27 protein-coding genes are annotated in these 24,006 nt (G+C 61.0%); 14 read left to right on the top strand and 13 right to left on the bottom strand.

The annotated features are described in order from the left end of the window. Nucleotides 1–64 precede the first annotated feature (64 nt). On the top strand, nt 65–544 hold the full coding sequence (locus FHX16_RS06810; protein WP_183755241.1) for a DUF2938 domain-containing protein: 480 nt from the start codon (nt 65–67) through the stop codon (nt 542–544). Nucleotides 545–612: 68 nt separating this feature from the next. Here the strand turns inward: FHX16_RS06810 and FHX16_RS06805 are convergent, their stop codons facing one another. Then, the gene (locus FHX16_RS06805) at nt 613–894 is read right to left on the bottom strand and encodes a BolA family transcriptional regulator (RefSeq protein WP_183863659.1); all 282 of its coding nucleotides are present in this window, start codon (nt 892–894) and stop codon (nt 613–615) included. Between the two features lie 100 nt (nt 895–994). Here FHX16_RS06805 and FHX16_RS06800 point away from each other — a divergent pair, with 100 nt between their 5' ends. From FHX16_RS06800 to FHX16_RS06785, 4 genes are all read left to right on the top strand, one after another. Further along, entirely contained in the window at nt 995–1,606 is a 612-nt protein-coding gene (locus tag FHX16_RS06800) for a J domain-containing protein (RefSeq protein ID WP_016556456.1), read from the top strand. 313 nt (nt 1,607–1,919) lie between these two features. Beyond that, on the top strand, nt 1,920–2,912 hold the full coding sequence (cobS, locus tag FHX16_RS06795; RefSeq protein WP_183863658.1) for a cobaltochelatase subunit CobS: 993 nt from the start codon (nt 1,920–1,922) through the stop codon (nt 2,910–2,912). Between the two features lie 12 nt (nt 2,913–2,924). Next, a complete protein-coding gene (gene cobT / locus FHX16_RS06790) occupies nt 2,925–4,826 on the top strand; it encodes a cobaltochelatase subunit CobT (protein WP_183863657.1) in 1,902 nt (633 codons plus the stop codon). Between the two features lie 21 nt (nt 4,827–4,847). Beyond that, nucleotides 4,848–5,879 carry an esterase-like activity of phytase family protein gene (locus FHX16_RS06785; protein ID WP_183863656.1) on the top strand — a complete coding sequence of 344 codons (1,032 nt, stop codon included), beginning with the start codon at nt 4,848–4,850 and terminating at the stop codon, nt 5,877–5,879. A gap of 246 nt (nt 5,880–6,125) precedes the next feature. On the opposite strand, the gene FHX16_RS06780 is transcribed toward FHX16_RS06785, so the two are convergent. Both FHX16_RS06780 and rpmB read right to left on the bottom strand, forming a co-directional pair. Continuing rightward, nucleotides 6,126–6,761: a queuosine precursor transporter gene (locus FHX16_RS06780; protein ID WP_016556452.1), complete on the bottom strand. Its 636-nt coding sequence runs from the start codon at nt 6,759–6,761 to the stop codon at nt 6,126–6,128. 116 nt (nt 6,762–6,877) lie between these two features. After that, a complete protein-coding gene (gene rpmB, locus FHX16_RS06775) occupies nt 6,878–7,174 on the bottom strand; it encodes a 50S ribosomal protein L28 (RefSeq protein WP_016556451.1) in 297 nt (98 codons plus the stop codon). Nucleotides 7,175–7,412: 238 nt separating this feature from the next. Between rpmB and FHX16_RS06770 the strand changes: the two genes are divergently transcribed. After that, on the top strand, nt 7,413–8,189 hold the full coding sequence (locus tag FHX16_RS06770; RefSeq protein ID WP_183863655.1) for a DUF3108 domain-containing protein: 777 nt from the start codon (nt 7,413–7,415) through the stop codon (nt 8,187–8,189). Between the two features lie 30 nt (nt 8,190–8,219). Beyond that, nucleotides 8,220–9,116, top strand: a complete 897-nt coding sequence (locus tag FHX16_RS06765; RefSeq protein WP_183863654.1) for a DMT family transporter — start codon at nt 8,220–8,222, stop codon at nt 9,114–9,116. Nucleotides 9,117–9,119: 3 nt separating this feature from the next. Here the strand turns inward: FHX16_RS06765 and FHX16_RS06760 are convergent, their stop codons facing one another. Both FHX16_RS06760 and gloB read right to left on the bottom strand, forming a co-directional pair. After that, nucleotides 9,120–9,542, bottom strand: coding sequence for a cupin domain-containing protein (locus FHX16_RS06760; protein WP_259126859.1), 423 nt, complete (start codon nt 9,540–9,542; stop codon nt 9,120–9,122). Beyond that, nucleotides 9,542–10,312 carry a hydroxyacylglutathione hydrolase gene (gloB, locus tag FHX16_RS06755; RefSeq protein ID WP_259126857.1) on the bottom strand — a complete coding sequence of 257 codons (771 nt, stop codon included), beginning with the start codon at nt 10,310–10,312 and terminating at the stop codon, nt 9,542–9,544. The genes FHX16_RS06760 and gloB overlap by 1 nt, the downstream gene beginning before the upstream one ends. A 54-nt stretch (nt 10,313–10,366) precedes the next feature. Between gloB and FHX16_RS06750 the strand changes: the two genes are divergently transcribed. From FHX16_RS06750 to FHX16_RS06740, 3 genes are all read left to right on the top strand, one after another. Then, entirely contained in the window at nt 10,367–11,143 is a 777-nt protein-coding gene (locus tag FHX16_RS06750; RefSeq protein WP_259126856.1) for a class I SAM-dependent methyltransferase, read from the top strand. Nucleotides 11,144–11,252: 109 nt separating this feature from the next. Beyond that, complete coding sequence (gene hisC, locus FHX16_RS06745) at nt 11,253–12,362, top strand: histidinol-phosphate transaminase (RefSeq protein ID WP_259126855.1); 1,110 nt, start codon at nt 11,253–11,255, stop codon at nt 12,360–12,362. Continuing rightward, entirely contained in the window at nt 12,359–13,288 is a 930-nt protein-coding gene (locus FHX16_RS06740; RefSeq protein WP_016556444.1) for a prephenate/arogenate dehydrogenase family protein, read from the top strand. Before hisC ends, FHX16_RS06740 begins: the two co-directional genes overlap by 4 nt. A gap of 18 nt (nt 13,289–13,306) precedes the next feature. On the opposite strand, the gene FHX16_RS06735 is transcribed toward FHX16_RS06740, so the two are convergent. Further along, nucleotides 13,307–14,305, bottom strand: a complete 999-nt coding sequence (locus tag FHX16_RS06735; RefSeq protein WP_259126854.1) for a DUF2125 domain-containing protein — start codon at nt 14,303–14,305, stop codon at nt 13,307–13,309. A 51-nt stretch (nt 14,306–14,356) separates the two neighbouring features. On the opposite strand from FHX16_RS06735, the gene FHX16_RS06730 reads away from it, so the two are divergent. Beyond that, nucleotides 14,357–14,890: a gamma-glutamylcyclotransferase gene (locus FHX16_RS06730; RefSeq protein WP_259126853.1), complete on the top strand. Its 534-nt coding sequence runs from the start codon at nt 14,357–14,359 to the stop codon at nt 14,888–14,890. Between the two features lie 2 nt (nt 14,891–14,892). Here FHX16_RS06730 and FHX16_RS06725 read toward each other — a convergent pair whose 3' ends face one another. From FHX16_RS06725 to ftsE, 4 genes are all read right to left on the bottom strand, one after another. Continuing rightward, nucleotides 14,893–15,690 carry a 1-acyl-sn-glycerol-3-phosphate acyltransferase gene (locus FHX16_RS06725; RefSeq protein WP_259126852.1) on the bottom strand — a complete coding sequence of 266 codons (798 nt, stop codon included), beginning with the start codon at nt 15,688–15,690 and terminating at the stop codon, nt 14,893–14,895. Between the two features lie 84 nt (nt 15,691–15,774). After that, the gene (locus tag FHX16_RS06720) at nt 15,775–16,482 is read right to left on the bottom strand and encodes a YdcF family protein (RefSeq protein ID WP_405049264.1); all 708 of its coding nucleotides are present in this window, start codon (nt 16,480–16,482) and stop codon (nt 15,775–15,777) included. A gap of 68 nt (nt 16,483–16,550) precedes the next feature. Then, nucleotides 16,551–17,498, bottom strand: a complete 948-nt coding sequence (locus FHX16_RS06715) for an ABC transporter permease (RefSeq protein ID WP_016556439.1) — start codon at nt 17,496–17,498, stop codon at nt 16,551–16,553. Nucleotides 17,499–17,553: 55 nt separating this feature from the next. After that, the gene (gene ftsE, locus FHX16_RS06710; RefSeq protein ID WP_007528031.1) at nt 17,554–18,213 is read right to left on the bottom strand and encodes a cell division ATP-binding protein FtsE; all 660 of its coding nucleotides are present in this window, start codon (nt 18,211–18,213) and stop codon (nt 17,554–17,556) included. Nucleotides 18,214–18,416: 203 nt separating this feature from the next. Between ftsE and FHX16_RS06705 the strand changes: the two genes are divergently transcribed. The 3 genes from FHX16_RS06705 (at nt 18,417) to FHX16_RS06695 (ending at nt 20,158) form a co-directional block, all read left to right on the top strand. Continuing rightward, nucleotides 18,417–19,073, top strand: coding sequence for a hypothetical protein (locus tag FHX16_RS06705; RefSeq protein WP_183863648.1), 657 nt, complete (start codon nt 18,417–18,419; stop codon nt 19,071–19,073). A gap of 64 nt (nt 19,074–19,137) precedes the next feature. Beyond that, nucleotides 19,138–19,680 (top strand): hypoxanthine phosphoribosyltransferase, encoded by a 543-nt coding sequence (gene hpt / locus FHX16_RS06700; RefSeq protein ID WP_183863647.1) that lies wholly within the window; start codon nt 19,138–19,140, stop codon nt 19,678–19,680. A gap of 118 nt (nt 19,681–19,798) precedes the next feature. Further along, on the top strand, nt 19,799–20,158 hold the full coding sequence (locus FHX16_RS06695) for a response regulator (protein WP_007789408.1): 360 nt from the start codon (nt 19,799–19,801) through the stop codon (nt 20,156–20,158). A 27-nt stretch (nt 20,159–20,185) separates the two neighbouring features. Here the strand turns inward: FHX16_RS06695 and FHX16_RS06690 are convergent, their stop codons facing one another. The 3 genes from FHX16_RS06690 to FHX16_RS06680 all read right to left on the bottom strand — a co-directional run bounded on the left by FHX16_RS06690 (nt 20,186) and on the right by FHX16_RS06680 (nt 23,925). Next, nucleotides 20,186–20,635: a hypothetical protein gene (locus FHX16_RS06690; RefSeq protein WP_016556435.1), complete on the bottom strand. Its 450-nt coding sequence runs from the start codon at nt 20,633–20,635 to the stop codon at nt 20,186–20,188. Between the two features lie 165 nt (nt 20,636–20,800). Next, nucleotides 20,801–21,127, bottom strand: coding sequence for a hypothetical protein (locus FHX16_RS06685; RefSeq protein WP_183863646.1), 327 nt, complete (start codon nt 21,125–21,127; stop codon nt 20,801–20,803). Between the two features lie 119 nt (nt 21,128–21,246). Continuing rightward, nucleotides 21,247–23,925: a TIGR02302 family protein gene (locus FHX16_RS06680; RefSeq protein ID WP_246712657.1), complete on the bottom strand. Its 2,679-nt coding sequence runs from the start codon at nt 23,923–23,925 to the stop codon at nt 21,247–21,249. Between the last annotated feature and the right edge of the window lie 81 nt (nt 23,926–24,006).

Raw genomic sequence — 24,006 nt, 5'->3', positions numbered from 1 at the left:
GAGCATCAACTCTTGTTTGCGACGGAGAGGAGTCCGTCGCCGACATCATTATTATGGATTTGATATGTTTGATATTTTCTGGCGGGCCATCGCCATCGGCGTCGGGGCAACGGTCCTCATGGACATCTGGGCAATTGTTCTTGCGAAAGCCACGGGGGGGCCACTGCCGAACTGGGCGCCGGTGGGGCGCTGGTTCTGGCACCTGAAGGACGGCAAGGTCTTCCACGGAGATATCGGCACGGCCGCTCCGTACAAGCACGAGCTCGCGCTCGGCTGGATCGGCCACTATGCGGTCGGCATTCTTTACGGGATCCTGCTTGTGCTGCTTACGGGCCCGGCCTGGCTCGCAGCGCCGACGTTTCTACCGGCGTGGATCTGGGCGATTGTCACCGTTGGTGCCGGCTGGTTCCTGCTGCAACCGGGCCTCGGCATCGGTTGGGCCGCGTCTAAGACGCCAAACCCGAACAAGGTGCGTTTCCTGAACCTGGTCTCGCACACGGTATTCGGCATCGGTCTTTACGCGACGGCTCTTCTGATCCGCTGAAAAGGGACGATGACCCTTTCGGTCGCATTGGAAAGTGCGACCAGGTCACTATATAGAGCCCGTGCTCGCTACCAGCGCACCGGTTCGCCTGGTGCTGCTGGCTCGACGGCGAGGGCATGCAATCCGGCATCCAGTTCTGGCTTCAAAAGCTCCGTGATCGCACGGTGTCTTGCCAGTCGCGGCATGCCGGCAAACATGGCGGATACGATGCGAACCCGCATATGGGTCTCGCCGGTCCCCGTCATATCAGGCTGATGACCTGCATGAAGATGGCTTTCATTGATCACGCTGAGGCGCTCCGGCGCGAACGCGGCGGTCAGCTTTTCTTCGATGCGGGTCTGCAGGGTCATGGTCTCGTTGCTTTGCGAAAAAGGTTCCCACCAAGCCAGCAACATTCCGGTTTGTCAATTCTTGTTGTCGCCTCTTCGGAGGCCTAAAATTAGTGCCGTCATGAGACTCGATTCCAAATATTTCGACCGCATCCGCACCCGCCGCAAACGCGAGCAGGAACCCGAACAGGCTCCCCCTTCCTGTCAGTGGGACGGCTGCGACAAGAAAGGCGTGCATCGCGCTCCCGTCGGACGCAATGCCGAGGGGCAGTTTTTTCTGTTCTGCTTCGAGCACGTCAAGGAATACAACAAGGGCTACAACTACTTTTCCGGCCTCTCCGACGGCGAGATCGCGCGCTACCAGAAGGAAGCGATCACCGGCCACCGCCCGACCTGGACGGTCGGCGTCAACAAGTCGGCCAAGAACAGCCCGCTGCATTCCGATATGCGCTCGGGTACTTACCGCGTCCGCGATCCCTTCGGCTTCGTCAACGGCACCAAGGGAAACGGCCCGCGCTTCCCTGAGCAGCGCAAGCTGAAAAGCCTCGAAGCGAAGGCGTTCGACACGATGGGCCTTGACGCCAGCGCGACCTCCTCGGAGATCAAGAGCCGGTACAAGGAACTGGTCAAGAAGCACCACCCCGACGCCAACGGCGGCGACCGTGGTTCGGAGGAACGGTTCCGCGCCGTCATCCAGGCCTATCAATTATTGAAGCAGAACGGTTTTTGTTAGTTCCCGTCCTTGCTCTTGGTCTTCAATCAGGTATGGTCCCAAATCGGCTGAGGCCGCAGGCAACCGCGGCACAATTTTTTGCGTTTGTCCCACAGGCGCCTCGGCCACTTCCGGGCGCGGCGTTTCTTGTCCGGGACTTTGTTCAAGAATGCTCGCTAGCGGTAGTTTACCGCCCCCGAGGTTTCGTTTCAGTCCCGGAGAAGCATCGCCGACGTTCCGACATGAACGAGCGCAGTGTAGACTTGCGGCGTCATGGTTGTGAAATGGGCTGATACAGTATGGCCGGGTGTCGGGCACCCGCCTTGGAGACATGATGAGCAAGATTGACCTTGATATTTCGGAGATTCCGGACACCACCGTTTCGGTCAGGGAGGTCTTTGGTATCGATTCCGATATTCGCGTGCCGGCTTACAGCCAGGGCAGCGCCTATGTTCCGGACCTCGACCCCGACTATCTCTTCGACCGCGAGACCACGCTCGCCATTCTTGCCGGCTTTGCCCATAACCGACGCGTGATGATCTCCGGCTATCACGGCACCGGTAAGTCCTCGCATATCGAACAGGTCGCCGCTCGCCTCAACTGGCCCTGCGTGCGTATCAACCTCGACAGCCATGTCAGCCGTATCGACCTCGTCGGCAAGGACGCGATCGTCCTCAAGGACGGTCTGCAGGTTACTGAATTCAAGGACGGCATCCTGCCCTGGGCGTACCAGCATAATGTCGCGCTCGTCTTCGACGAATACGATGCCGGCCGCCCGGACGTCATGTTCGTCATCCAGCGCGTGCTGGAGTCGTCCGGTCGCCTGACGCTGCTCGACCAGAGCCGCGTCATTCGCCCGCACCCCGCCTTCCGCCTGTTTGCAACCGCAAACACCATCGGTCTCGGCGACACGACGGGCCTCTATCACGGCACGCAGCAGATCAACCAGGCACAGATGGACCGCTGGTCGATCGTCACCACTCTGAACTATCTGCCGCACGATCACGAAGTGAATATCGTCGCTTCCAAGGTGAAGAGCTTCGGCAAGGACAAGAACGGCCGCGACATCGTCTCCAAGATGGTCCGCGTTGCCGATCTCACGCGCGCTTCGTTCATGAATGGCGACCTGTCGACCGTTATGAGCCCGCGTACCGTCATCACCTGGGCCGAGAACGCTGAGATTTTCGGTGACCTCGCCTTCGCCTTCCGCACCACCTTCCTGAACAAGTGCGACGAGCTGGAGCGCCCGCTGGTGGCCGAGCACTACCAGCGCGCTTTCGGCGTCGAGCTGAAAGAGAGTGCTGCAAACATTGTTCTGGAGGCCTAAGGCCGACCGACCATGGCTGCTCGCGGTGACAATTCGAAAGCAAAGCCCGGCTCGCCAGTCGACGTCGAACCGTTGCGTCGGGCGATATCAGGCAGTGTTCGCGCGATCGCCGGCGATGGCGACGTCGAGGTGACCTTCGCCAATGAGCGCCCCGGAATGACGGCCGAGCGTGTCCGCTTGCCCGAACTCTCCAAGCGCCCGACGAAGCATGAGCTGGCGGTGACGCGTGGACTTGGCGACTCGATGGCGCTGCGACTCGCTTGCCACGACGATAAGGTGCACGCGACGATGGCGCCGCAGGGTTCCGACGCCCGCGCAATCTTCGACGCTGTCGAGCAGGCGCGTGTGGAATCGATCGGCGCGCTGCGCATGGAAGGTGTGGCCGCCAACTTGCGTTCGATGACCGAGGAGAAATACGCCAAGGCGAATCTCTCTGGCATCGAGCGGCAGGAGGATGCGCCGATCGGCGAAGCCGTCGCCATGATGGTGCGCGAGAAGCTGACCGGCCAGCAACCGCCAGCTTCTGCCGGCAAGGTGCTCGATCTCTGGCGCTCCTTCATCGAGGAAAAGGCCGGAGCCGATCTCGACAACCTTCCCGCCGTCATCAGTGACCAGCAGGCCTTCTCGAAGGTAATACGCCACATGCTCTCCGCCATGGAAATGGCCGAGGAGTATGGCGACGACGACAGCGAGCCGGAGTCCGACGACGAGTCTGAGCAGGAAGACCAGCCGAACGGCGACGAGCAGGATCAGGACGAAGTCGACGACGACGCCGGCTCCGATGCCGCACCCGTAGAGGACAGCGAAGTCGCCGACGAGCAGATGGAGGACGGCGAGACCGAAGGCGCCGAAATCTCCGACGACGACATGCAGGATGAGGGCGAGGAAGATTCCGAGACTCCGGGCGAAACCCGCCGTCCGAACACCCCCTTCGACGACTTCAACGAGAAGGTCGACTACCACGTCTTCACTGAGGAATTCGATGAGACGATCACGGCCGAAGAGCTCTGTGACGCCGCCGAGCTGGAGCGCCTGCGCGCCTTCCTCGACAAGCAGCTGGCGCACCTGCAGGGCGCGGTCGGGCGACTGGCCAACCGCCTGCAACGCCGCTTGATGGCACAGCAGAACCGTTCCTGGGATTTCGACCTCGAGGAAGGCTATCTCGACCCAGCACGCCTTACACGCATGATTATCGACCCGATGCAGGCACTCTCGTTCAAAATGGAGCGAGACACGCAGTTCCGCGATACGGTCGTGACGCTTCTGATCGACAATTCGGGCTCGATGCGTGGCCGTCCGATCACGGTCGCCGCCACCTGCGCCGATATCCTGGCCCGTACACTCGAGCGCTGCGGTGTCAAGGTGGAGATCCTCGGCTTCACGACGAAGGCCTGGAAGGGCGGACAGGCGCGCGAAAAGTGGCTCGGCAGCGGTAAGCCACAGACGCCTGGCCGTCTCAACGATCTGCGCCACATCATCTACAAGTCGGCCGATGCTCCCTGGCGCCGCGCGCGGGCCAATCTTGGCCTGATGATGCGCGAAGGCCTGCTGAAGGAAAACATCGACGGCGAGGCGCTGATGTGGGCGCATAACCGCCTGATCGCGCGGCGCGAGCAACGCAAGATCCTGATGATGATCTCCGACGGCGCGCCGGTCGACGATTCGACATTGTCGGTCAATCCGGGCAGCTACCTGGAAAGGCACCTACGCGCCGTCATCGAGCGCATCGAGACGCGTTCTCCCGTCGAGCTTCTGGCAATTGGCATCGGCCATGACGTGACGCGCTATTATAGGCGCGCCGTAACCATCGTCGACGCGGACGAGCTGGCCGGTGCGATGACCGAGCAGCTTGCATCGCTCTTCGAAGACAAGACCGTCCAGCCGCGGGGCGGTCGCCTCCGCCGCGCCGGCTAACCGCGAAAGGACGCTTTCTGGATGCTCGGGAAGCCTTTCGCCAGCCTGATCGCGATCGCCGTTGGTCTGGCGGCATTCGTGCCGCCAGCACTTGCCGATGGCAGCGTCGAGGTTCGCAGCCGCGCCATCACTGAATTCAAGATTGGTTCCGACGATACCCGGTTCGGTCCGCTTGAATTCCTCGGCGGGTTGGAAATGGTCTCGCCGCAGCGGCTGTTTGGCTCGCTGTCGTCGATCCGGTTTCGACAGGACAAGACGCATTTCGTCGGCGTACTCGACACCGGCCACTGGATGACCGGGCGCATCGAGCGCGATCCACAGGGGCGCCTGTCTGGTCTCGCCGACGTCGCGATCACGCCGATGAGGAATCGTGCCGGGCGGACCTTCGAAGGCAAGGGACATATGGATGCGGAGGGCTTGGCGTTGCACGGCAACGAAATCCTGGTCTCCTTCGAACAGGATCACCGCGTTGACGTCTATCCCGATCCGGGCTTTGAGGTGTCGCGTGCAATCGACATGATTCCCAATCCGTTTTCCAAGAAATCCCTGCGCGCCAATCGCGGCTTTGAAACGATCGCCGTCGCGCCCGCGGACAGCGCGCTGAAGGGCGGCACACTGATTGTGGCCGAGCGCAGCTTGGACGCCGATGACAATGCCTACGCCGCGATCCTCGACGGGCCATTGAAGGGACGTCTTGCGCTCGCCCATTATGGCGACTTCGACGCGACGGACGGAGCGTTTCTGCAGAATGGTGACCTCTTGCTCCTCGAGCGGCGCTTCAATGTCGCGGAAGGCATCGGAATGCGACTCCGCCGCATCAAGGCCGCCGACATTCGTCCCGGTTCCGTGATGGACGGAGAGATCTTGCTGCAGGGCGATTTCGGCTACCAGATCGACAACATGGAAGGCTTGGATGTCTTCGCAGCCGAGGACGGGACCACGCATGTGGTGATAGTCTCCGACGACAATCACTCCATCCTGCAGCGCAACCTGATGCTGGAATTTCGACTGGTCGAGGTACCATCTGGCGACACGGCACACCTGCAGCGGTGACAGCGGCGTATCAGCCGCCGAAATCGACTTTCGGTTCAATGCCCGCAATCAGTCCCGATCCGTTGCCCGCCGCTCTTCGTACGCTCGTCACCGGAGAATCTATTTTGCTTCGCTGCGTCGCTCGAATTGGGCTCGGGGCCGCACACACTTCCCGACGAGAATTCTCCCTGACTCGGTCTCAGTAACAGGAACGGCGGAGCCATAGGCTCCGCCGAACAGCTGGAACTCGAATTGGGGGGAGCGCGCTCAGCGGGCGGCGGCGGCCTGCAGGGGGCGCAGCACGTTCATCAGTGCGCCGTATGGCAGCAGCATTACGAGACCGACGACTACCTTCACCGTAAAGTCGCCGATCGCCCAGGAAATCCAGCGCGGGGCTTCGGCCGTGAATGCGCCGAGGATCGGGGCGGATTCCAGCGCGAAGGGATCATTCGGGCCGAAGAAGACGAAGAAGGCAGCAAATGCGAAGGAGAAGAAGATGATCGTGTCCAGCATCGAGCCGATCAGCGAGCCGACGAGCGGCGCGCGCCACCAGGCCTGACGGCGCAGGCGATTGAAGACCGAGATATCAAGCAGCTGACCGGCCAGGTAGGCCGAGCCCGACGCAATCGCGATGCGCGGCACCGAGGTATAGAAGGACAGCGCCACACCGACGACGAAGCCGGCGAAGACGACCTTGCGGGCCGCCTGCGGTCCGAACTGGCGGTTGGTCAGATCGGTGATGAGGAAGGCGACCGGATAAGTAAAAGCACCCCAGGTCAGGATGTCGGCCAGATTGATGCCGGCGAATTCGGCATTCAGAGGGAACTGCACGAGGAAGTTCGAGGCGACGACGACCAGCGTCATGAGGGTGACATAGATAAGCGTAGAGCGTGTCGTCAGCATTTTTTTATCCTGGGGTATGCCACCAGTTGGAGGAACAGACCGGCAAAGCAAAAGGCTTGTCCGGAGTTCATCCGTGCAAGCCTTCTGAAGCCGTATGAAAAAGAAGCAGTCGAAGCTTACGCAGCAGCGGCTTCGGCAGTCTTCTTGACGATCTGGCGACGCAGCAGACGAGCGCGCATCGACAGTTCATTTTCGCTTGCCTTGATCAGGAAGGCATCGAGACCGCCACGATGCTCGACGGAACGAAGAGCAGCAGCCGAAACGCGAAGACGGTAACGCTGGCCGAGCGCGTCGGAGATCAGCGTAACCTGGCACAGGTTCGGGAGGAACCGGCGCTTGGTCTTGTTGTTGGCATGGCTGACATTGTTGCCAACGAGGACTGCCTTGCCGGTCAATTCGCACATGCGGGACATGGAACACCTATTCTTGTTTTTCTCGGCCATCGGGTGCACGCCCACGCAAAACCGGGCTAGCAATCCATCAGACCATGATTGGAAAGTTGCGGTTCTATAGTCAGACAGGCCGTGCGCGTCAAGCCAATCCTTGGCATTTCCCGCAATTCTGTCAAAAAGCTCGTGTTTGCTTCATCGAGAGACAGGCGTATAGACCGTTATCAACGGCGTTTCCAGCCGCCTGAACAAGGTTCATTTCATGGCTCATCTGGGCAAACGCATTCTTATTTCCGCAGTCGCAGCGCTGGTGGCCATTCCGGCCGGCGCAAGCGAGATCGTGCATCGCACCGAGTACAGGGTTTCGCTTGGTATCCTGACGATTGCGCGCGCCGCCTTCCTGACGAAGATCGAGGACGACAAGAGCTACAAGGTATCCGGCGACATCAGCTCGGCAGGACTTGCCGATCTCGTCACCAATATCTCTGCAAAGACCAGCGTTGACGGCGTCCTGCGCGGTGACCGGCTGCAGGCGTCCCGCTACTATCTCTATTACAAGAGCGGCAAGCGCGCCCGGACATACGAGGTGCGTTACAACAACGGCAATATCACTTCGACGACCGTCAGGCCGCCACGGACACCGCCGAAGAACTGGGTCAGCGTGCCGGCAAGCGACCTGCGTTCCGTCCTTGATCCGATCTCCGGCCTGATCTTCCCTGCCGACGCCAATGTCTGCGCGCAGAAACTGCCGATCTACGATGGCGAAATGCGCATGGATCTGGTGCTCTCGCCAAAGGGCTCTCAGGATTTCTCGACGTCGGGGTTCAGCGGCAAAGCGACCGTTTGCAGCGTGCGCTTCGTCCCGCGCTCCGGCTACAAGAAGGGCCGCAGCGATATCGACTATCTGAGCAAGAGCAGCCGGATGGAAATCTGGTTTGCCAAGTCGGATGCTGCAAATGTATATGCTCCGGTCTACGTCCGTATTCCGACGCAATACGGTCCGGTGACGATCACGGCGGTGAAATACGGCGCGAGCTGACGGAGCAAGTGTCTCCGTAAAGGGGGACAGGTGAAGCTTCGGGCAACGCTAATCGGCTTTGCGGCTATTCTCATGTGGTCGTTCCTGGCGTTATTCACGGCTGCGTCAGGTACGATGCCGCCCTTCCAGCTGTCCGCGATCTGCTTTGCCATCGGCAGCATCCCCGGCATCGTCGTGCTGATCCTCAATCCGTCGCGGCTCGCTCTGCTCAAGCAGCCGGCCAAGGTATGGATCGTTGGGATCGCCGGGCTGTTCGGATATCATTTCCTTTACTTCACGGCGCTCAGGAATGCGCCGGCGGTCGAGGCCGGGCTGATTGCCTATCTCTGGCCGCTGCTGATCGTTGTCGGGTCGGCGTTGCTACCGGGCGAACGGCTGCGCTGGTATCATGTCGCGGGAGCGCTGGCCGGTCTCTGTGGCACCTTCCTGATCGTCGGCCGCAACGGCATCAACTTCGATGGTGCCTATGCCGTCGGCTATGGCGCGGCCTTCCTCTGCGCCTTCACATGGTCGGGGTATTCACTGCTGACGCGCCGGTTCGATGCTGTCTCGACCGATGTCGTCACCGGCTTCTGCCTCGCGACCGCGATCCTGTCGTCCATCTGCCATCTCGGCCTGGAGACAACGGTCTGGCCCGTGGGGGTCTCGCAGTGGGTTGCGGTTCTCGGCCTCGGGCTCTTCCCGGTCGGTGCAGCCTTCTATGCCTGGGATTACGGCGTCAAGAATGGTGATATCCAGATCCTCGGCGCTGCGAGCTATGCCGCGCCGCTTCTTTCGACGTTGAACCTGACGCTGTTCGGCTTTGCCGAGCCGAGCTGGCGGATCGCGCTTGCGTGCGTGCTGGTTACAGGCGGCGCCGTTCTCGCCGCAAACGAGCTGTTTCGCCGGAAGGCCACGACTGCCGAACAGCCGGCGGCCGCCGAATAGCGTTCAACCGACAGGCTGCCAGTCCGGTGGTGCCATCTCGAAGGAGGCGAAGTCGAAGCCTGGCGCAACGGTGCATCCGACGAGCGTGTAATCGCCTGTCGTTTCAGCCGATTGCCACCAGTTGGCGGGAATGACCGCCTGCGGACGCTCGCCCTTGAGGATGTCAGTCCCAAGCACCACCGTCTCGCGGCCGCTGCCATCCTGCGAGCGGTGAAGAGCAAGCGGAGCCCCGGCATAATGATGCCATACCTCTACAGCATCGCGAACACGGTGCCAGTGGGATCGCTGCCCCGCCTTCAATAGATAGTAGATCGCCGTCGAATGGCCGCGTGATCCGCCGTCGGTGTCGCGAAAGGTCTGCACATACCAACCACCTTCGGGGTGCGGCTGCATTCCAAGTTCGCTAATAATATCGTCCGGCGACATTAGAAATTGTCCTTGCGCCGACGGATTTCCGCGAAGACTTCCTCGTTGGTCTTGGTTTCCATCAAGAGGTTGCGGCGGATGGCGGGATCGGCGGCGCGCAGGAAGGGGTTGGTCTCCTTCTCCAGCGCCAGCGTCGTCGGAATCGTGAACTTGTTCTCGGCCCGCAGCGCCTCGATCTCGGCTGCACGGCTGATCAGGCGCTGATTATCAGGGTCGATGGTGAGTGCGAAGCGCGCATTCGACAGGGTATATTCGTGGCCGAAATAGACGGCGGTTTCGTCGGGCAGAACGGCTAACTTCTGCAGCGAATGCCACATATCGGCGGCCGGCCGCTCGAACAGGCGGCCGCAGCCGAGGGCGAAGAGCGTATCGGCGGCAAACAGCAGCTTGTCATCGACAAAGTGGTAGCAGATGTGCCCGGCCGTATGTCCTGGTGTTTCGATGACTGCAACCGTGTGATCGCCGAAGAGGAACGTATCGCCATCGGCCATCGTCTTGTCGAGGCCAGGGATCGCCACCGCTTCGTTGACCGGACCGATGATCTCGCAGCCATACTGCTCCTTGAGCGCCAGATTGCCTTCGACGTGGTCGGTGTGATGATGGGTCGTAAAAATATGCGATATCGTCCAGCCGCGGCGGCTTGCCGCCCTTTCGACGGCAGCTGCATCGGGCGCGTCGATCGAGGCGGTCAGGCCAGTTTCCGGATCATGCACCAACACGCCGAAATTATCGGAACGGCAAAGAAAAACGTCTAAATCCAAAGGTTTCATAGTCTCAGGCAGCCTCTTTATCGCGGGTTTACCGGGAATGTAGAGGGTCGTGCCTTGAAGTCCAACCGCCCATTGATAACATTTGGCTCAATGCACGCTGATATCGTCGACCTTCGCCAGTTCTATCATTCCGACCTCGGACGTATTGCCGAGCAGTCGATCGCCATGGCGCTTTCCTCGCTTTGGGTCCGGCTGCCGCAGGAGCGCCTTGTGGGTCTGGGCTATGTCGTTCCCTTCCTCGATCGCTTCCAGCCCGACACGGAGCGAACCTTTGCCTTCATGCCGGCGGGGCAGGGGGCGGTGAACTGGCCTGTGGGTGCATTGTCGACGACGGCCCTGATCTTCGACGAGGAGCTGCCGCTGCCCGATTCATCGATCGACCGGGTGCTGATGGTCCATTCGCTCGAATTCGCCGAGAGCCCACGGGAAACCCTGAAGGAGCTGTGGCGCGTGCTGGCGCCTGGCGGTCGGCTGGTCATTGTCGTGCCGAACCGTCGCGGTGTTTGGGCGCGCATGGAACATACACCGTTTGGGTCAGGGCGCCCCTATTCGCGCGGGCAGCTGACAAGTCTGTTGCGCGAGACCAATTTCACGCCCGGCGCGACAGCGGAGGCTCTGTTCTTTCCGCCGTCGAAGCTGCGGACCATGATGCGATTGCGCAGCGTTTTCGACCGCGTGGGACGCACCTTATGGCCCGCCTTTTCCGGCGTCATCATCGTCGAGGCGCAGAAGCGACTCTATCAGGGCCTGCCCGTTGCCGCCCGCGCCTCGCGGCGCGTCTTCGTGCCGGTGCTGGCGCCGCATGGTGTTCCGACGACGCGCAGCCGCTAGCCGGTCCTGACCCAGGTCCCGCGGCACTCGACAAGATCGCCTTTCCGTTCTATTGCCTCTAGGCAATTTTCAGCCGAATTTTTCCCGGTATTTTCCCAAGGTCGATCTGATGAGCGAAGACAAGAGCAAGCCCGTTCCGCGTTCCGGTATTCTGGATATCGCAGCCTATGTGCCGGGCAAGGAACATGCGCCGGGCGTCGCCCGTGTCTACAAGCTCTCGTCCAATGAGACGCCGCTTGGCGCGAGCCCGAAGGCAATCGACGCCTTCCGCAATGCCGCCGACAGCCTCGAACGGTATCCGGACGGGCAGGCCCTCGAACTGCGCGAGGCCATCGCGGCGGTTCACGGGCTTAACCCGGCTAACATCATGTGCGGCAATGGCTCGGACGAGTTGCTCGGGCTGCTCTGCCATGTCTATCTCGGCACTGGCGACGAAGCCATCATCACCGAGCATGGCTTCCTCGTCTACAAGATCCAGATCATGGGTGCGGGTGCCACCCCCGTTACCGTCAAGGAGAAGGACGCAACGGTTGACGTCGATGCGATCCTTGCTGCGGTTACGCCGAAGACGAAGATGGTCTTTATCGCCAACCCCGGCAATCCGACGGGCACATTCGTCCCCGTCAGCGAGATTCGTCGCCTGCATGCTGCCCTACCCAAGAACGTCGTGCTCATCCTTGACGCGGCCTATGCCGAATACGTCCGCCGCAACGATTATGAGGCCGGCATCGAGATCGTGTCGTCCAACCCGAACGTCGTCATGACCCGCACCTTCTCGAAGGTCTACGGCTTGGCGGCGCTGCGTGTCGGCTGGATGTATGCGCCGGCCGATATCATCGATGCGGTCAATCGTGTCCGTGGTCCGTTTAACATGAACGCAGCGGCCATCTCTGCCGGTGCTGCTGCCATCCGCGACCAAGGGTTCATGCAGGAAGCGGTCGCCTTCAATCTGATGTGGATCGAGAAGATGACGGTCGCGCTCGAGGCTATCGGTCTCAAGGTGACGCCATCGGTCACCAATTTCGTGCTCATTCACTTCCCCGATGTCGACGGCAAGCGCGCGCCCGAGGCCGATGAGTTCCTGACAAGCCGCGGATATATCCTGAGGGCGGTGAAGGGCTACGGATTCCCCAACGCGCTGCGCATGAGCATCGGCCCGGAAGAGGCGAACCGCGGCGTCATCGAAGCGCTCGGCGAGTTTATGGGACGCAAGTCATGACGGTGCAGTTCGATCGCATTGCGCTGATCGGGATCGGCCTGATCGGCTCCTCCATCGCGCATGACATCAAGCGGCTTGGTCTGGCGAAAGAGGTTGTCATCGCCACGCGCAGTGCCGACACGCTGAAGCGGGCCGAGGAACTGCAACTCGGCGACCGCTATACGACGTCATCGGCCGAGGCGGTCAAGGATGCGGACCTCGTGATCGTCTCGGTGCCGGTAGGGGCATCAGAGAGTGTTGCCAAGGAGATCGCCGGCAGCCTGAAGCCCGGTGCGATTGTCACCGACGTCGGCTCGACCAAGGCTTCGGTCATAGCGCAGATGCAGCCGCATATGCCGCCGCATGTCCATTTCATTCCTGGCCATCCGCTGGCGGGTACCGAGAAGTCCGGTCCGGATGCCGGTTTCCCGGGGCTCTTCGAAGGGCGCTGGTGCATTTTCACGCCGATCGCGGGCACGGATGAAGCAGCACTGAAAAGGCTGCGGCAGTTCTGGGAAGCGTTGGGCTCCAAGGTCGACGAGATGGATCCGGAGCATCACGACAAGGTGCTGGCTATTGTCTCGCACCTGCCGCACATCATCGCCTACAACATCGTCGGCACTGCGGACGATCTGGAAGCGGTCACTGAGTCGGAAGTCATCAAATATTCCGCCTCCGGTTTCCGCGATTTCACGCGTCTCGCCGCCTCCGACCCGACGATGTGGCGCGATGTCTGCCTTCACAACAAGGATGCCATCCTCGAAATGCTGGCGCGCTTCTCCGAAGATCTCGCCTATCTGCAGCGGGCCATTCGCTGGGGCGAGGGCGACAAGATCTTCGATCTCTTCACGCGAACCCGCTCGATCCGCCGCTCGATCATCCAGGCGGGTCAGGATGTCGATGCCCCCGACTTCGGTCGCCCGCATCCGCTCGAGAAGAATGCTTGACCCTGAAAGGCCCTAGTTTCAGATCGGCGGGATCGATCCGAGCGGGATGAAGCCGCCGACCGTGGCATTGCCGCGTGCCACGACGAGGTCGACCGACACCTTGTCGCCGCCGCCTGCCAGCGCCTTCAAAAGCTTGGCGGAGGTATCGACGGTCTTGGCGATCTCGGGGAAGGTCTGCTTGATGCTGTCGCGCCAAGGGCCGAGCTGTTCGATCTCCAGCTTGAACTTGCCTGAGAGATAGCCCTCTTCGTCGAAGGAGAAGGGGCCGCTCAGTGTCATGACCTTGCCGTCACCAATATCGGCCACAACCTTGCGCAGTTCGCCGCTCGAGCCGTAGAGGCCTCTTTGATCGCTGCCATCGATCATGCCGGCCTTGCCGGCGAGCGTCACGTCGGCGCTCGCCGAGAGCTTGGGGAAGGCCGGCCAGTCCTTGATCACGGTATTGGCGTCCGTGACGGAGATCGCGCTGTCAAGATCGCCGCCGTTCTGACGGAGGTGAATTTCGGTATGAGCGGCGTCGAAGTTGATCGACTGGCCGGTCTGCGAGGATACTGCCGTTCCCTTCAGCCCTTCGATGACGGTGGAGGAACGGTCGATGCCCTTCAGCTTCGTTATCAGGCTGGACTGCAGGCTAGCCCATTCGGCGTTGAGGGTCAGGCCGTGGGCGCTACGGATCTCGGCAGGCGAGTCGAGTTCCCACACGATATGGCCTGGAGCGTAGACTTGGGCTGCTGAGCGCAGCTGGCCGAAACTCGCCGACACGCCGTTGACGCTGTCATCGACATCGACTTTCGAGCAGAAGAGGCCAATGCGGAACGGATAGCCGCGGAAGTCGATATCCGCGCACTCGCCGCTGACGCCGGCCGTATTGCCGGGTGCGATCGCCCTCAGTACGGTCGTCTTAAGTTGCGAGGCGGCATAGAACCAGCCGGCGGTGTAGAGCGCGATCACCAGGACGATACCGCCGCCGAGCAACCAGAATTTTCTGCCGCTACGGGATTGGCTTGACGATGCCATGATGTTCTCCAATGGTGACTCGCGAGTGGGAATGTCGGTCTGGCGTGCGATATGGACGAATTTTGGGTATTTGGCTACGGATCCCTGATGTGGAATCCGGGTTTCGAGTTTTTGGAGCGTTCTCAGGCTCTTGTCTATGGCTACAGGCGTTCGCTCTGCGTCCGTTCTTGGGTGCATCGTGGCACCGAGCAGAATCCAGGCCTCGTGCTGGGCCTCGATCGCGGCGGATCATGTCGCGGCATGGGCTTCCGGATCGCCCCGTCGCTATGGGACGAAACGATCGACTATCTCCGGGAGCGCGAGCTGGTCACCAACGTCTATCTCGAGCGCTGCCTGCCGCTCCAGCTGGCGGACGGCCGGACAAGCAAGGCGGTCGCCTATGTCGTCGATCGCAAACACACGCAATATGCCGGCAGTCTCGATGCGATTGCGGCCGCATCCGTAGTCCACCGTGCGCAAGGCAAGTCGGGGCCGAACGACGCCTATGTCTTCAATACACTGGCGCACTTGCGGCAAATGGGCATTCGCGATCACTGGCTGGAGCAGGTGGCCTGCGAAGTGGAGCGGCTGAAACAAGCCGCCTGACCTCAGGCCGTCGCTGTCTCACTCTTTTGCAATTCCGCGAGACGGTTAGCGGCGGTCGGCGGGAGCGGCAGATCCGGGTTCCGCTTGATAGTATCGATCAGCAGCTCGTCGCTCGCCCTCTCGGTCACCTCGATCAGATGGGCAAAGAAGGCATCGGGATCCATGCCAGGATGGATCGGCGGCAGGATTCTTACCTTGAAGTGGCCGGGATAGCGCATTGTGCTGCGTCGCGGCCAGAACAAGCCGGGATGCATGGCGACTGGCACGACCGGCAGCTGCAGGTCGCGGTACATGCGGGCGATGCCGTATTTGTAGAGCGGCTCTGCGCCCGGCGGGCGGCGGGTTCCCTCGGGATAGATGATCAGCTGGCGGCCGGTTGCCAGTTCTTCCTTGGTCCGCCGCAATGCCTCGACCATCACCTTGCCGCGCGCACCGCGGTTGATCGGGATCATCCGCTGCTTCTTGGCATACCAGCCGAAGAGCGGAATCCACATCAGCTCGCGTTTGAGGATGTAGACCGGATCCTTCAGCCACGGCAGCAGGGCGTAGGTGTCCCAGAACGACTGGTGCTTCGGCGCCAGGATATAGCCGCCGTCAGGTAGGTTCTCCATGCCCTCGATCTCGAAGGTCGTGCCCACGATCTTTTCCATCAGCCAGTGGCACGACAGCGCCCAGTTCTTCGGCACACTATAGGCTTCCTTGCGTGGTGCGAGGAAGTAATAGGGGCACAGTACGATCATCCGGAGGATGAGGTTGGCGTAGAAGATCGTGTTGAAGAGAACGGAACGCAGGGCGATCATAAATTTTCCCGAGGCCAATGCCCGCAAGAGGCGGTTGCGCCCTCCTACACGATATTGGCTCGCAGAAAAAGGTTTCCGTCGGTCTTAGCCGGAGACGCCGGCCGAGCGCAGCCCCGGGTGACGGCCGAGCCCGGTCAGGTTTCGCGCGCCGGCGAAGAGCACTTTCGCATACTCGGCGAGCATCACGCGGACGGCGTTGGGGTCGGTGAACCAGTCGCTCGTCTTCAGGTCGGTGTTCACGACAGGATAGGGAATGAACTGGGTGTCGGAGTCGACGTAAGCGAGTTCCGCCAGGCTGCGCGGCATATGGTAGTTATTGGTAACGACAAGGACGCTCTTGTAGCCGCGCTGGTGGATCCAGTTCGATGCTTCCTGCGCGTTGCCGATCGTATCGAGCGCATCGTAGCCGATGTCGACGCAGCAGGAGAAAAGCTCAGGCGAGGCCTGGGTCATTCTGCGGATCTGCTTTGGCGTGGTTGCCGGGTGAACCCCCGAAATCAGCAGGCGCTTGCCGGCGCCTTTCTGCAGCAATTCGACGGCCTGGTCGATACGCTGGTAGCCGCCGGTCAGAACGACGATCGCATCCGCCCGGGGATCAAGCGGCGGCTTCAGCGTCGTGACCGAATCGGCAAACCGCAGAAACCCACCAAAGACGAGGGCCATGGCCAGAACGGACGCCATGCCACCCCAGCGCAGCATGCGCCGCACAGGACCGCGCACAGGCCTCCCTTCGGAGCGAGCAAGCTCCGTTTCCGGGCGAATCGGGGTGCGCGACATGTGGCCCATGCTCATGAATCGGAAAATATATGGAGATTGCGGCGGCGAACAGACGCTTTCATGGCAAAAAAGGCATGTAAAGCTCAATTCACGAGCCCGTCCGCCCGTGTCGGATCGGAACGCAACGTGTCAATCTCGTAAATCGTTCGCATGACGGTGAGGCGAGCTGTAAAAGTCGTCAGTAGCGCGATGACGATCATGGTTGCGAAGATGCCGGCATAGCCGAGGGCGCCGACCGAAAACGTACCGAAGAGAGCGGTTGCCTGGTCGGTCTGCGGGGTCGCCAGCGTGCGGCTCTGCAGGAAGCCGGCGGTCATGAAGAAGAGCGCGGCGAGGGCACTGCCGACCGCCGATCCCTTGAGGCTGATTTTCAGAAAGTGCTTCTGGAACTCGGTGGCGACAAACGAGCTTTCCGCACCGACGAAGTGCAGAACTTCAACGATGTGACGATTGCCGGACAGGGCGCCACGGGTCGCGAAGACCACGGTCAGCACCATCGCCGAGAAAACCAGCAGCAGGATGCCGGTGCCGATCATAACGGTCGTGTGGGCCATCGAAACCAGCCGGTCTACCCAAGTGCGGTGGTCGTCGAGCGAGGCCTGAGGAATGCTCTCCTTCAGCAGCGTCCGCATCGCCTCGAAATCCGGTGGGTTGTTCTCGTCGATGGTGATGATGATAAGCCGCGGAACCGGCAGCTCCTTGATGTCGAGCCCGGTGCCGAGCCAGGGTTCGAGGAGACGAGCAGTTGCCGCTTCGTCAACGATCTGGCCGTCCTTGGTGCCGACGAAGGTGAGCGCGAGGTCGCGCGCCTGCGCCAGCGTCTTCTCCATGTCCAACCCCTCGTCGGGCTTGATCTGGATCGTGACCTCGCGGGAAATCTGGCTTTCCCAGCTCGCAGCCGTGGAGCGCACCATGCTGACGCCGCCGAGTGTCAGGCAGGCAAGGAAGGCCATGATGGCGATGACCACCATTAGCGCATTGCCCTGAATGTTGGCGGAGGGCAGGATCGGGGCCGTCGGGCGCACCTTCATCTCCGGCCGCTTCTGGCTTTTCTGGGCGGCCTCTGCGGGCGGTTTGGGCGCAGCTTTAGTCATGGATATCGAGGTGCCCTTCCGAGAGAATCATACGGCGGGCTTCCACCTGGTCCATCAGGGCCAGATCATGGGTCGCGATGACAACCGCCGTACCGAGACGGTTGAGCTCAAGGAACAGATTGAGCAGTCGGCGGGCCATCGGCGGATCGACGTTCGCGGTCGGCTCGTCGGCGAGAAGAATTTCGGGACGGTCGATCAGGGCGCGCGCGATCGCGGCGCGCTGTTTTTCGCCGCCCGACAGCACCGGTGGCAGGACATTGATGCGCTCGCCGAGGCCGACCCACTTCAAAAGCTCGAGTACGTCCGTCTTGTAGGAGCTCTCGTCCTTGCCGCGAACGCGCAGTGGCAAGGCTACGTTTTCGTAGGTGGTCAAATGATCCAGCAGACGGAATTCCTGGAAGATGATGCCGACACGGCGACGCAGCAGCGGCAGTTCGGGCCGCGGAATGTCGGAAATGTCGCGTCCGAACATGCGGATCAGCCCGCGGGTCGGCTGCAACGAAAGGAACAGCAATCTCAGCAGCGTGGTCTTGCCGGCGCCCGAAGGGCCGGTCAGGAACTGGAACGATTTCTTCGGAATGTCGAACGTCAGGTCCCGGAGAATTTCCGGGCCCATGCCATAGCGCAAACCGACATTTTCGAAGTGGATCAACGGGAGATCAGTCTTTTGTTTGTTCACCGCACGACTTGTTAACCAACACCATTAACAACCAGTAAATTTACCGGAAAGACGCCGCTTTGATGGCGATCTTTGCGAAGCATTAACCATTAAAATTTACGACTGAGCAGGATTCGTTTCAATGCCGGATTTCTGTCCGGCCCCGAAACCATGTGGACACCGGAAAGGCCGTCATCATGACTTCCTCCTCGTTCAGACGCCAGGCGCCCGGCCGTACCTATGATTTTCTGCCGCCCGAACCGATCAAGCGCGAGGCGCGCCGAGCTCGACCAACGGACGTCGCCGATGCCGAATTCGTGGTGATTTCGAACAACCGCACACAAGGCTTTGATAGACGCAGCTTCAATGACAATCGACGGCGCCCGTCACAGCCGTCGAGCATGTCGAGCGTAGAACCGCGGTCGCTTCCATCCGCGCTCGCTCGGGCAGGCGAGGCTTGGTTGCAGCAGGCATCGGTCAGAACCTTCGTCGCGCTGGTGCTCGCTCTCTCAGTGCTCGTGTTCGGCCTCGTTGGGGGATTTGCTGGCTTTTCGCAAAGCGAGGCGGCATCGACGGACTCGCCGCTGCATTTCGCGCATGTAACGATGACGCCCCGCGATGCGAACGGCATGCGGGTGTTGCTGATCAATGGCATCATCGACAATCAGAGCGGCACGACACAGGTCGTGCGCCCCATCCGCGCTGATTTTCTTGCCAATGAGCAGCTGACCGCAAGCATCGTCATCAACCCGCCTGCAGATGTCATTTATGGCGGGCAGAGCCGCGGATTTTCGACCAGAGTGCAGTACGCGGGTGGAAAAATGCCGGAAGTCCGGCTTTCCTTCATGCCCTAAGGGGTGTTTCGTCCCGCCGTTTGTGGTAACGGCTTGTGCTTCTAGTCATGGAGCAAGCCTTCTTATGCCCGTCGTGCGCGGAAAAAACATCGAACCACTCTTCACCGCCGAGCAGATCGCCGAACGCAATCATGTGATGGCGAAGCAGATTGCATCGGGACCGACGAAGGATCTGCTGGTCATCGCGGTTTTGAAGGGCTCGTTCATCTTTGCTGCCGACCTTATTCGCGCGCTGCATGACAGCGGGTTGGCGCCCGAGGTCGAGTTCATCACGCTGTCGAGCTATGGCACCGGCACGGTCTCGCAAGGGGTTCGGATCGTCAAGGACATCGACAGCGACGTGAAGGATCGCGACGTTCTTCTGATCGACGACATTCTGGAGTCTGGCCGCACGTTGCTGTTTGCCAAGGAATTGCTTTACGAGCGCGGCGCCCGCAACGTCAATATCGCCGTGCTCCTCGACAAGAGCGTCAAGCGCAAGGAAAAGCTGGAGGCCGACTATGTCGGTTTCGAATGCCCCGACTATTTCGTCGTCGGCTACGGCATGGATGTCGCTTATGCGTTCCGCGAACTTCCTTTTGTCGGCGTCGTCACCGGCGACGCCTGACTATGTCAGGATAAGACGGGTTGTTAACCATCCCGTCCATCCCTTCGTGCCGTTTACCGATCGCAAAGGAAAGTCGTGTGATTTCCGTTGCGGGGCATGAAACGGAGTGATGCACACCATGGCAAAAATTCTGATTACGGAAGACGAGGATTCCCTGCGCTCTTTCGTAGCCCGCGCTTTGCGTCTTGACGGTCATGAGACCGAGGAAGCTGCCGACGGTGCGGAAGGACTGGAAAAACTCAGAGACGGCGTCTACGACCTGCTGCTCTCGGATATCCGCATGCCCGTGATGGACGGCATCGAACTGGCGCATCAGGCGAAATCCGCTTTCCCGGCGCTGAAAATCCTGCTGATGACCGGCTATGCGGAACAGCGCGAACGCGCTGACGACCTGGCGGAAAAGATTGTCGATGTCGTCTCGAAGCCCTTTGCCTTGCCTGACATTCGCAAGGCCGTGGCGCGCGCGTTGGCCGCCTGAGGCGGCTAACGGCACTCTCTCGACAATTCAGCCCTCGTTGGGGATGAATTTGCCTTCATAGCGGACGCGAAAATTGCGTCGCTGGAAGTCCTGCTGGAAACACACAAAGATCAGTTCGATATCGGCAAGGCTGTCGCGCTTGTGAAGCAGGCTGAGCGTGACGACAATGACGCCGGCATAGCCGCGCGTCAGCCTGAACGCCGCATTGCGAATGGCGTTGGCCTCGGCATCCTGTCGATCGTCCCGGCGTTCGTAGATCACCCAGAAGCGGCAGATGTCCCAGGTCGAACGGAGAATCTCCGTGATTTCCGCCTGGAACTGCTCGGCATGCATGCCGGGTGACCAGGGGAGGGTCTTCTCGCCTTCGTCAGCCACGACGTTGAGGTAGCCATCATATTCGCCGGTTCGGGCAAGCGCATTCTCGATCAACTCAAATGCCGCGCTTTCGCTGATTACCGTCTTGAAGAGAATTGCCATCGAATCGCTATCGTTATTCACCTGCAGGGTGACATACGAAGCTTTCGGCAGGCAAGGCTAGCCTTGGCGTTCAATTTTGGAGCTTGGCGTCGACAATGGCATCGGCACAACTCTGTCATCGCTTCACTAAGACGATGGCACAACCGGTAAGAAAGCCGCAGCTTCTCAATAATCGGGGCAAGCCGAATTTATCGTCGTTCCGCTGTTCCCACCCTGCGTCTGCAGCGTACCGGGAACCGGCCGCGGCGGGCAATTCACCGGTCGCCGTACCTTCGAGCCATTGGACGAGATGCTTCCCGTCGTCTCCATGCTGTAGGGAGCCGGGCGATAGCGGTCCGATCTATCCCAGTTTGATTCGTAACCGTCTGCAGCGAGCGTCTTGCCGCCACTGTTGGTCGTTGCGAAACCACCGATATCCCATGCGCTTGCCGTGCTTGCGGCCATGCCGAATCCAAGAGCGACAGCTGCAATCAGCTTCAATTCCGTTTTCATGGAAATACCCTCAACTCGTGCCCAAACGACGCGCGATCTCGCGTCACAGTAGACATAGGTATCTCTCGCGTGGAGGCATTGAATCTCACGCTATTGTGACCCGAAATGGCACAAACGCGCTACTGGATGTCTAGCAGTCGTTCCAGATATTGCCGCTCGATCGCCTGCGTCGGGTTGTTGCCGAGCTTTTCGCGAATGGCGTCGAGGATTTCTCGGGCCCGCTGGACGTCAATCTCGTCAGGCACCTTCACCTGATCGCCGAAATCCGGTCCTTCAGCGCGGCGTGGACGGCCAAGGGGATCGCGGCCGTTCTGGTTGCCTTGTCCCACCTGCCCCTGTGGGCCCTGGCCCTGCTGACCCTGCATTGCCTGCATCATCTGGTTCATCATGTCGCGCGCGCCTTGGCGCAGCGCTTCCAATGCGCGTCCCTGGCCCTGTATGGCGGGCTCGCCATGGCCTTGGCCGAGCTCACGCCCGGCGCCTTCCATTTCGCGCTGCGCCTGGCCGAAGCCCGGGCCGGGCTTGATACCCATGTCGCCGAGCCCCTTCTGAAGCTCTCCGAGCTGCTTGCCGAGTTCGTCCTGGCGCGAACGCAGTTGCTTCAGGGCTTCGCGCAGCTGCTCCGCGGTCATCTGATCCGAAGGCTGCTGCCCCGGCTGGTTCTGACCTTGCTGGTTCTGGTTCGGATTCTGACCCTGATCTTGCTGGCCCTGCCGTTGATCCTGTTGCATGCCGTCGTTGTCCATCGGCATGTCGTCGAGGAGCGGATCGTTCATGCCCATGTTGGGGTCGCCACGCTGCATGCGGTCCTTCAGCTGCTGATCCAGCTTGAAGGTTTCCTCCATCAGCTTCTGCTGGTCACGCAGGATCTGGCCGAGTTTGTCCATCTGCTGGCGCATCTGGCTGTTGTCCTGGCCCTGCTGTCCTTGCTGCGGCCTGCCGGCCTGCAGATTATTCATCATCCGCTGCAGTTCGGAGAGCATCTGCTGGGCCGCATCGCGATTGCCCGAGCGAGCCAGATTCTCGATCTGATCCATCATCCGCTCCAGGTCCTGCTGGCGAATGATGTTCTGCGCGTTCTGGTTCGGCTGCATCGGCGCATTCTGCATGCGCTGGGCGAGCTCCTTCATGTAGTCCTGCATTGCCTTGCGCAGCTCGTCCATGAGCTTCTTGATCTCGGCATCCGGTGCATTGCGCTGCAACGCGTCGGCCAGGTTCTGCTGCGCATTGCGGAGGTTGCGCTCGGCCTGCGAAAGGTCGCCATCCTCCATGCCGATCGCAATGTCCCAAAGATAATCGGCGGTGTCCTTCATCGCCTCTTCGCCCTTGGTGAGCTTCATGCGTGTCAGCGCCGATTGCAGCAGCAGGTAGTTGGTCAGGTTCGGGATCGTCTCTTCCGGCCGCAGCGTCAGTGCTTCGTTCAGCGCAACCGCTTCCGGCATCTTCCGTGTATCTAGCGTGAACACCTGCCGTTCCTCGGCCACGGCAGCGGCAAGCGGCTCGTTGAACGGGCGGGCCGGCAGCGTCATCTCATGCGGAGGACTACGGCCGGTCTGGCCTGCAGCGTCCTTGGCAACGAGCGTAATGCGGACGCGCTTGCCGGACAGCGGGTGCTCGGTGAGGTTCTTGCTGGTTACGCCTTTCGCATCTCGCGAGTTGCGGCGAGGGATGTCCAACCGGAAATCGGGCAGTGGATACAGAGGTGTTGCGGCGGGGTCGGCATCAACGGGAACGATCTCGGCACGCGCTTCCTGCACGCCGTAGTCGTCCTTGACGGTGAAGCCGATTTCGAGCGCACCATTGACCGTCGGCTTCGGCATCCCATTGAAGGCTATTTCCGGCGCCTTGTCGGCGATGACATCGAAGCTCCACGTCCGGCCGTTGACTTCAAGCTGGCCGTTTTCCTCGAGCTTCATCTCATGCGTGGCAGCCGACGGAGGCGTATTTGCAGCGCCTTCAGGCTGCGGAATTGGCGCGGTCGGCTTGCCCGCCTCTTGAGACACGATCTCCTGCGCCTCGCCGTTCTCGTTCCTGAAGATGACTTTCTCGGCGGTCTTGCCGCCGCTGACGCGGATCGTCAGATTCGAGAGTTGAGGAACGCGGATCGCCGCCTGCTCGGTGCCATTCGCCGTCAGATAGATCGGGGCGCGGCCGGTGTACGACGGAGGCGTAACCCAGGCATCGATGCGCACGGCGGGATCGGTCGCCTGCGGTGTCGGTCGCGGCTGCAGCGCGTCCGTAATCGAGCCGCCGTTCATCGACAGCGAATAGCCGAAAGCCATCACCACAAGCAGCGCGGGAACGGCGCGCAACGCCATCCGGTCGTGCGAGGCGATGTCGGGACGCGGAAAGCCAGTATCGAGCGCCGCGATCTTCTCCGCCATACGCGTCTGGTGTTCGCGCCAGAGGGCGCGCGCGAAGGGAGTGTCGGTGGCGGGCTCGTCTTCCTGGACGGCCACCGGCTGGTGCTGCAGGCCGTTGCGCTGTTCGAGCAGCCGGTCGGCAGCGGCCGTGTCGGGCCAATGGAGCCGACGCAGCGGAAGCAGCGTTGCGACGGCGGCAATCGCGAAAACGACGAGCAGCGCCAGGCGGATCCACTCTGGTGCGTAGCGGAAGACGCCGAACCACGATGCCGCCAGATACAGCGCCACGACGGAAAGGATCGGCAGGAAGAGCGGCAAGATTTGCTCGGACAGCAGCACCAAGCGCGCCAGAAAGCGCTTTGCCGCAACCAGCCTTGCCAAGGATGGCCTCAGGGCAAATGCACCGTTTTTCTCCCTGCTGGAGCTCTTGTTCAATCCGTTCTCCGCGAGCTGGCGTTCAAGGGCAGAGGGCGCTTCGGCGATTGCTAGCGCAATTCGCTCTCAATCAAGGATAAC

The organism is Rhizobium sp. BK661, assembly GCF_024808825.1.
Lineage (GTDB): Bacteria > Pseudomonadota > Alphaproteobacteria > Rhizobiales > Rhizobiaceae > Rhizobium.
Note: the sequence above shows the minus strand (reverse complement) of the source record. Positions and strands in the feature narration are given on the sequence as shown.

What these genes read in the sequence shown, in the direction of transcription:
- FHX16_RS06780 (WP_016556452.1), bottom strand. Translation starts at nt 6,761, where the DNA reads ATGCTGACGACACGCTCTACGCTTATCTATGTCACCCTCATGACGCTG.
- FHX16_RS06715 (WP_016556439.1), bottom strand. Translation starts at nt 17,498, where the DNA reads ATGAAGGTGCGCCCGACGGCCCCGATCCTGCCCTCCGCCAACATTCAG.
- FHX16_RS06695 (WP_007789408.1), top strand. Translation starts at nt 19,799, where the DNA reads ATGGCAAAAATTCTGATTACGGAAGACGAGGATTCCCTGCGCTCTTTC.
- FHX16_RS06740 (WP_016556444.1), top strand. Translation starts at nt 12,359, where the DNA reads ATGACGGTGCAGTTCGATCGCATTGCGCTGATCGGGATCGGCCTGATC.
- cobS (WP_183863658.1), top strand. Translation starts at nt 1,920, where the DNA reads ATGAGCAAGATTGACCTTGATATTTCGGAGATTCCGGACACCACCGTT.
- FHX16_RS06770 (WP_183863655.1), top strand. Translation starts at nt 7,413, where the DNA reads ATGGCTCATCTGGGCAAACGCATTCTTATTTCCGCAGTCGCAGCGCTG.
- FHX16_RS06690 (WP_016556435.1), bottom strand. Translation starts at nt 20,635, where the DNA reads ATGGCAATTCTCTTCAAGACGGTAATCAGCGAAAGCGCGGCATTTGAG.
- FHX16_RS06810 (WP_183755241.1), top strand. Translation starts at nt 65, where the DNA reads ATGTTTGATATTTTCTGGCGGGCCATCGCCATCGGCGTCGGGGCAACG.
- FHX16_RS06760 (WP_259126859.1), bottom strand. Translation starts at nt 9,542, where the DNA reads ATGTCGCCGGACGATATTATTAGCGAACTTGGAATGCAGCCGCACCCC.
- FHX16_RS06705 (WP_183863648.1), top strand. Translation starts at nt 18,417, where the DNA reads ATGACTTCCTCCTCGTTCAGACGCCAGGCGCCCGGCCGTACCTATGAT.
- gloB (WP_259126857.1), bottom strand. Translation starts at nt 10,312, where the DNA reads ATGAAACCTTTGGATTTAGACGTTTTTCTTTGCCGTTCCGATAATTTC.
- FHX16_RS06730 (WP_259126853.1), top strand. Translation starts at nt 14,357, where the DNA reads ATGGACGAATTTTGGGTATTTGGCTACGGATCCCTGATGTGGAATCCG.
- FHX16_RS06785 (WP_183863656.1), top strand. Translation starts at nt 4,848, where the DNA reads ATGCTCGGGAAGCCTTTCGCCAGCCTGATCGCGATCGCCGTTGGTCTG.
- rpmB (WP_016556451.1), bottom strand. Translation starts at nt 7,174, where the DNA reads ATGTCCCGCATGTGCGAATTGACCGGCAAGGCAGTCCTCGTTGGCAAC.
- FHX16_RS06735 (WP_259126854.1), bottom strand. Translation starts at nt 14,305, where the DNA reads ATGGCATCGTCAAGCCAATCCCGTAGCGGCAGAAAATTCTGGTTGCTC.
- FHX16_RS06685 (WP_183863646.1), bottom strand. Translation starts at nt 21,127, where the DNA reads ATGAAAACGGAATTGAAGCTGATTGCAGCTGTCGCTCTTGGATTCGGC.
- hisC (WP_259126855.1), top strand. Translation starts at nt 11,253, where the DNA reads ATGAGCGAAGACAAGAGCAAGCCCGTTCCGCGTTCCGGTATTCTGGAT.
- FHX16_RS06800 (WP_016556456.1), top strand. Translation starts at nt 995, where the DNA reads ATGAGACTCGATTCCAAATATTTCGACCGCATCCGCACCCGCCGCAAA.
- cobT (WP_183863657.1), top strand. Translation starts at nt 2,925, where the DNA reads ATGGCTGCTCGCGGTGACAATTCGAAAGCAAAGCCCGGCTCGCCAGTC.
- hpt (WP_183863647.1), top strand. Translation starts at nt 19,138, where the DNA reads ATGCCCGTCGTGCGCGGAAAAAACATCGAACCACTCTTCACCGCCGAG.
- FHX16_RS06805 (WP_183863659.1), bottom strand. Translation starts at nt 894, where the DNA reads ATGACCCTGCAGACCCGCATCGAAGAAAAGCTGACCGCCGCGTTCGCG.
- FHX16_RS06725 (WP_259126852.1), bottom strand. Translation starts at nt 15,690, where the DNA reads ATGATCGCCCTGCGTTCCGTTCTCTTCAACACGATCTTCTACGCCAAC.
- FHX16_RS06720 (WP_405049264.1), bottom strand. Translation starts at nt 16,482, where the DNA reads ATGAGCATGGGCCACATGTCGCGCACCCCGATTCGCCCGGAAACGGAG.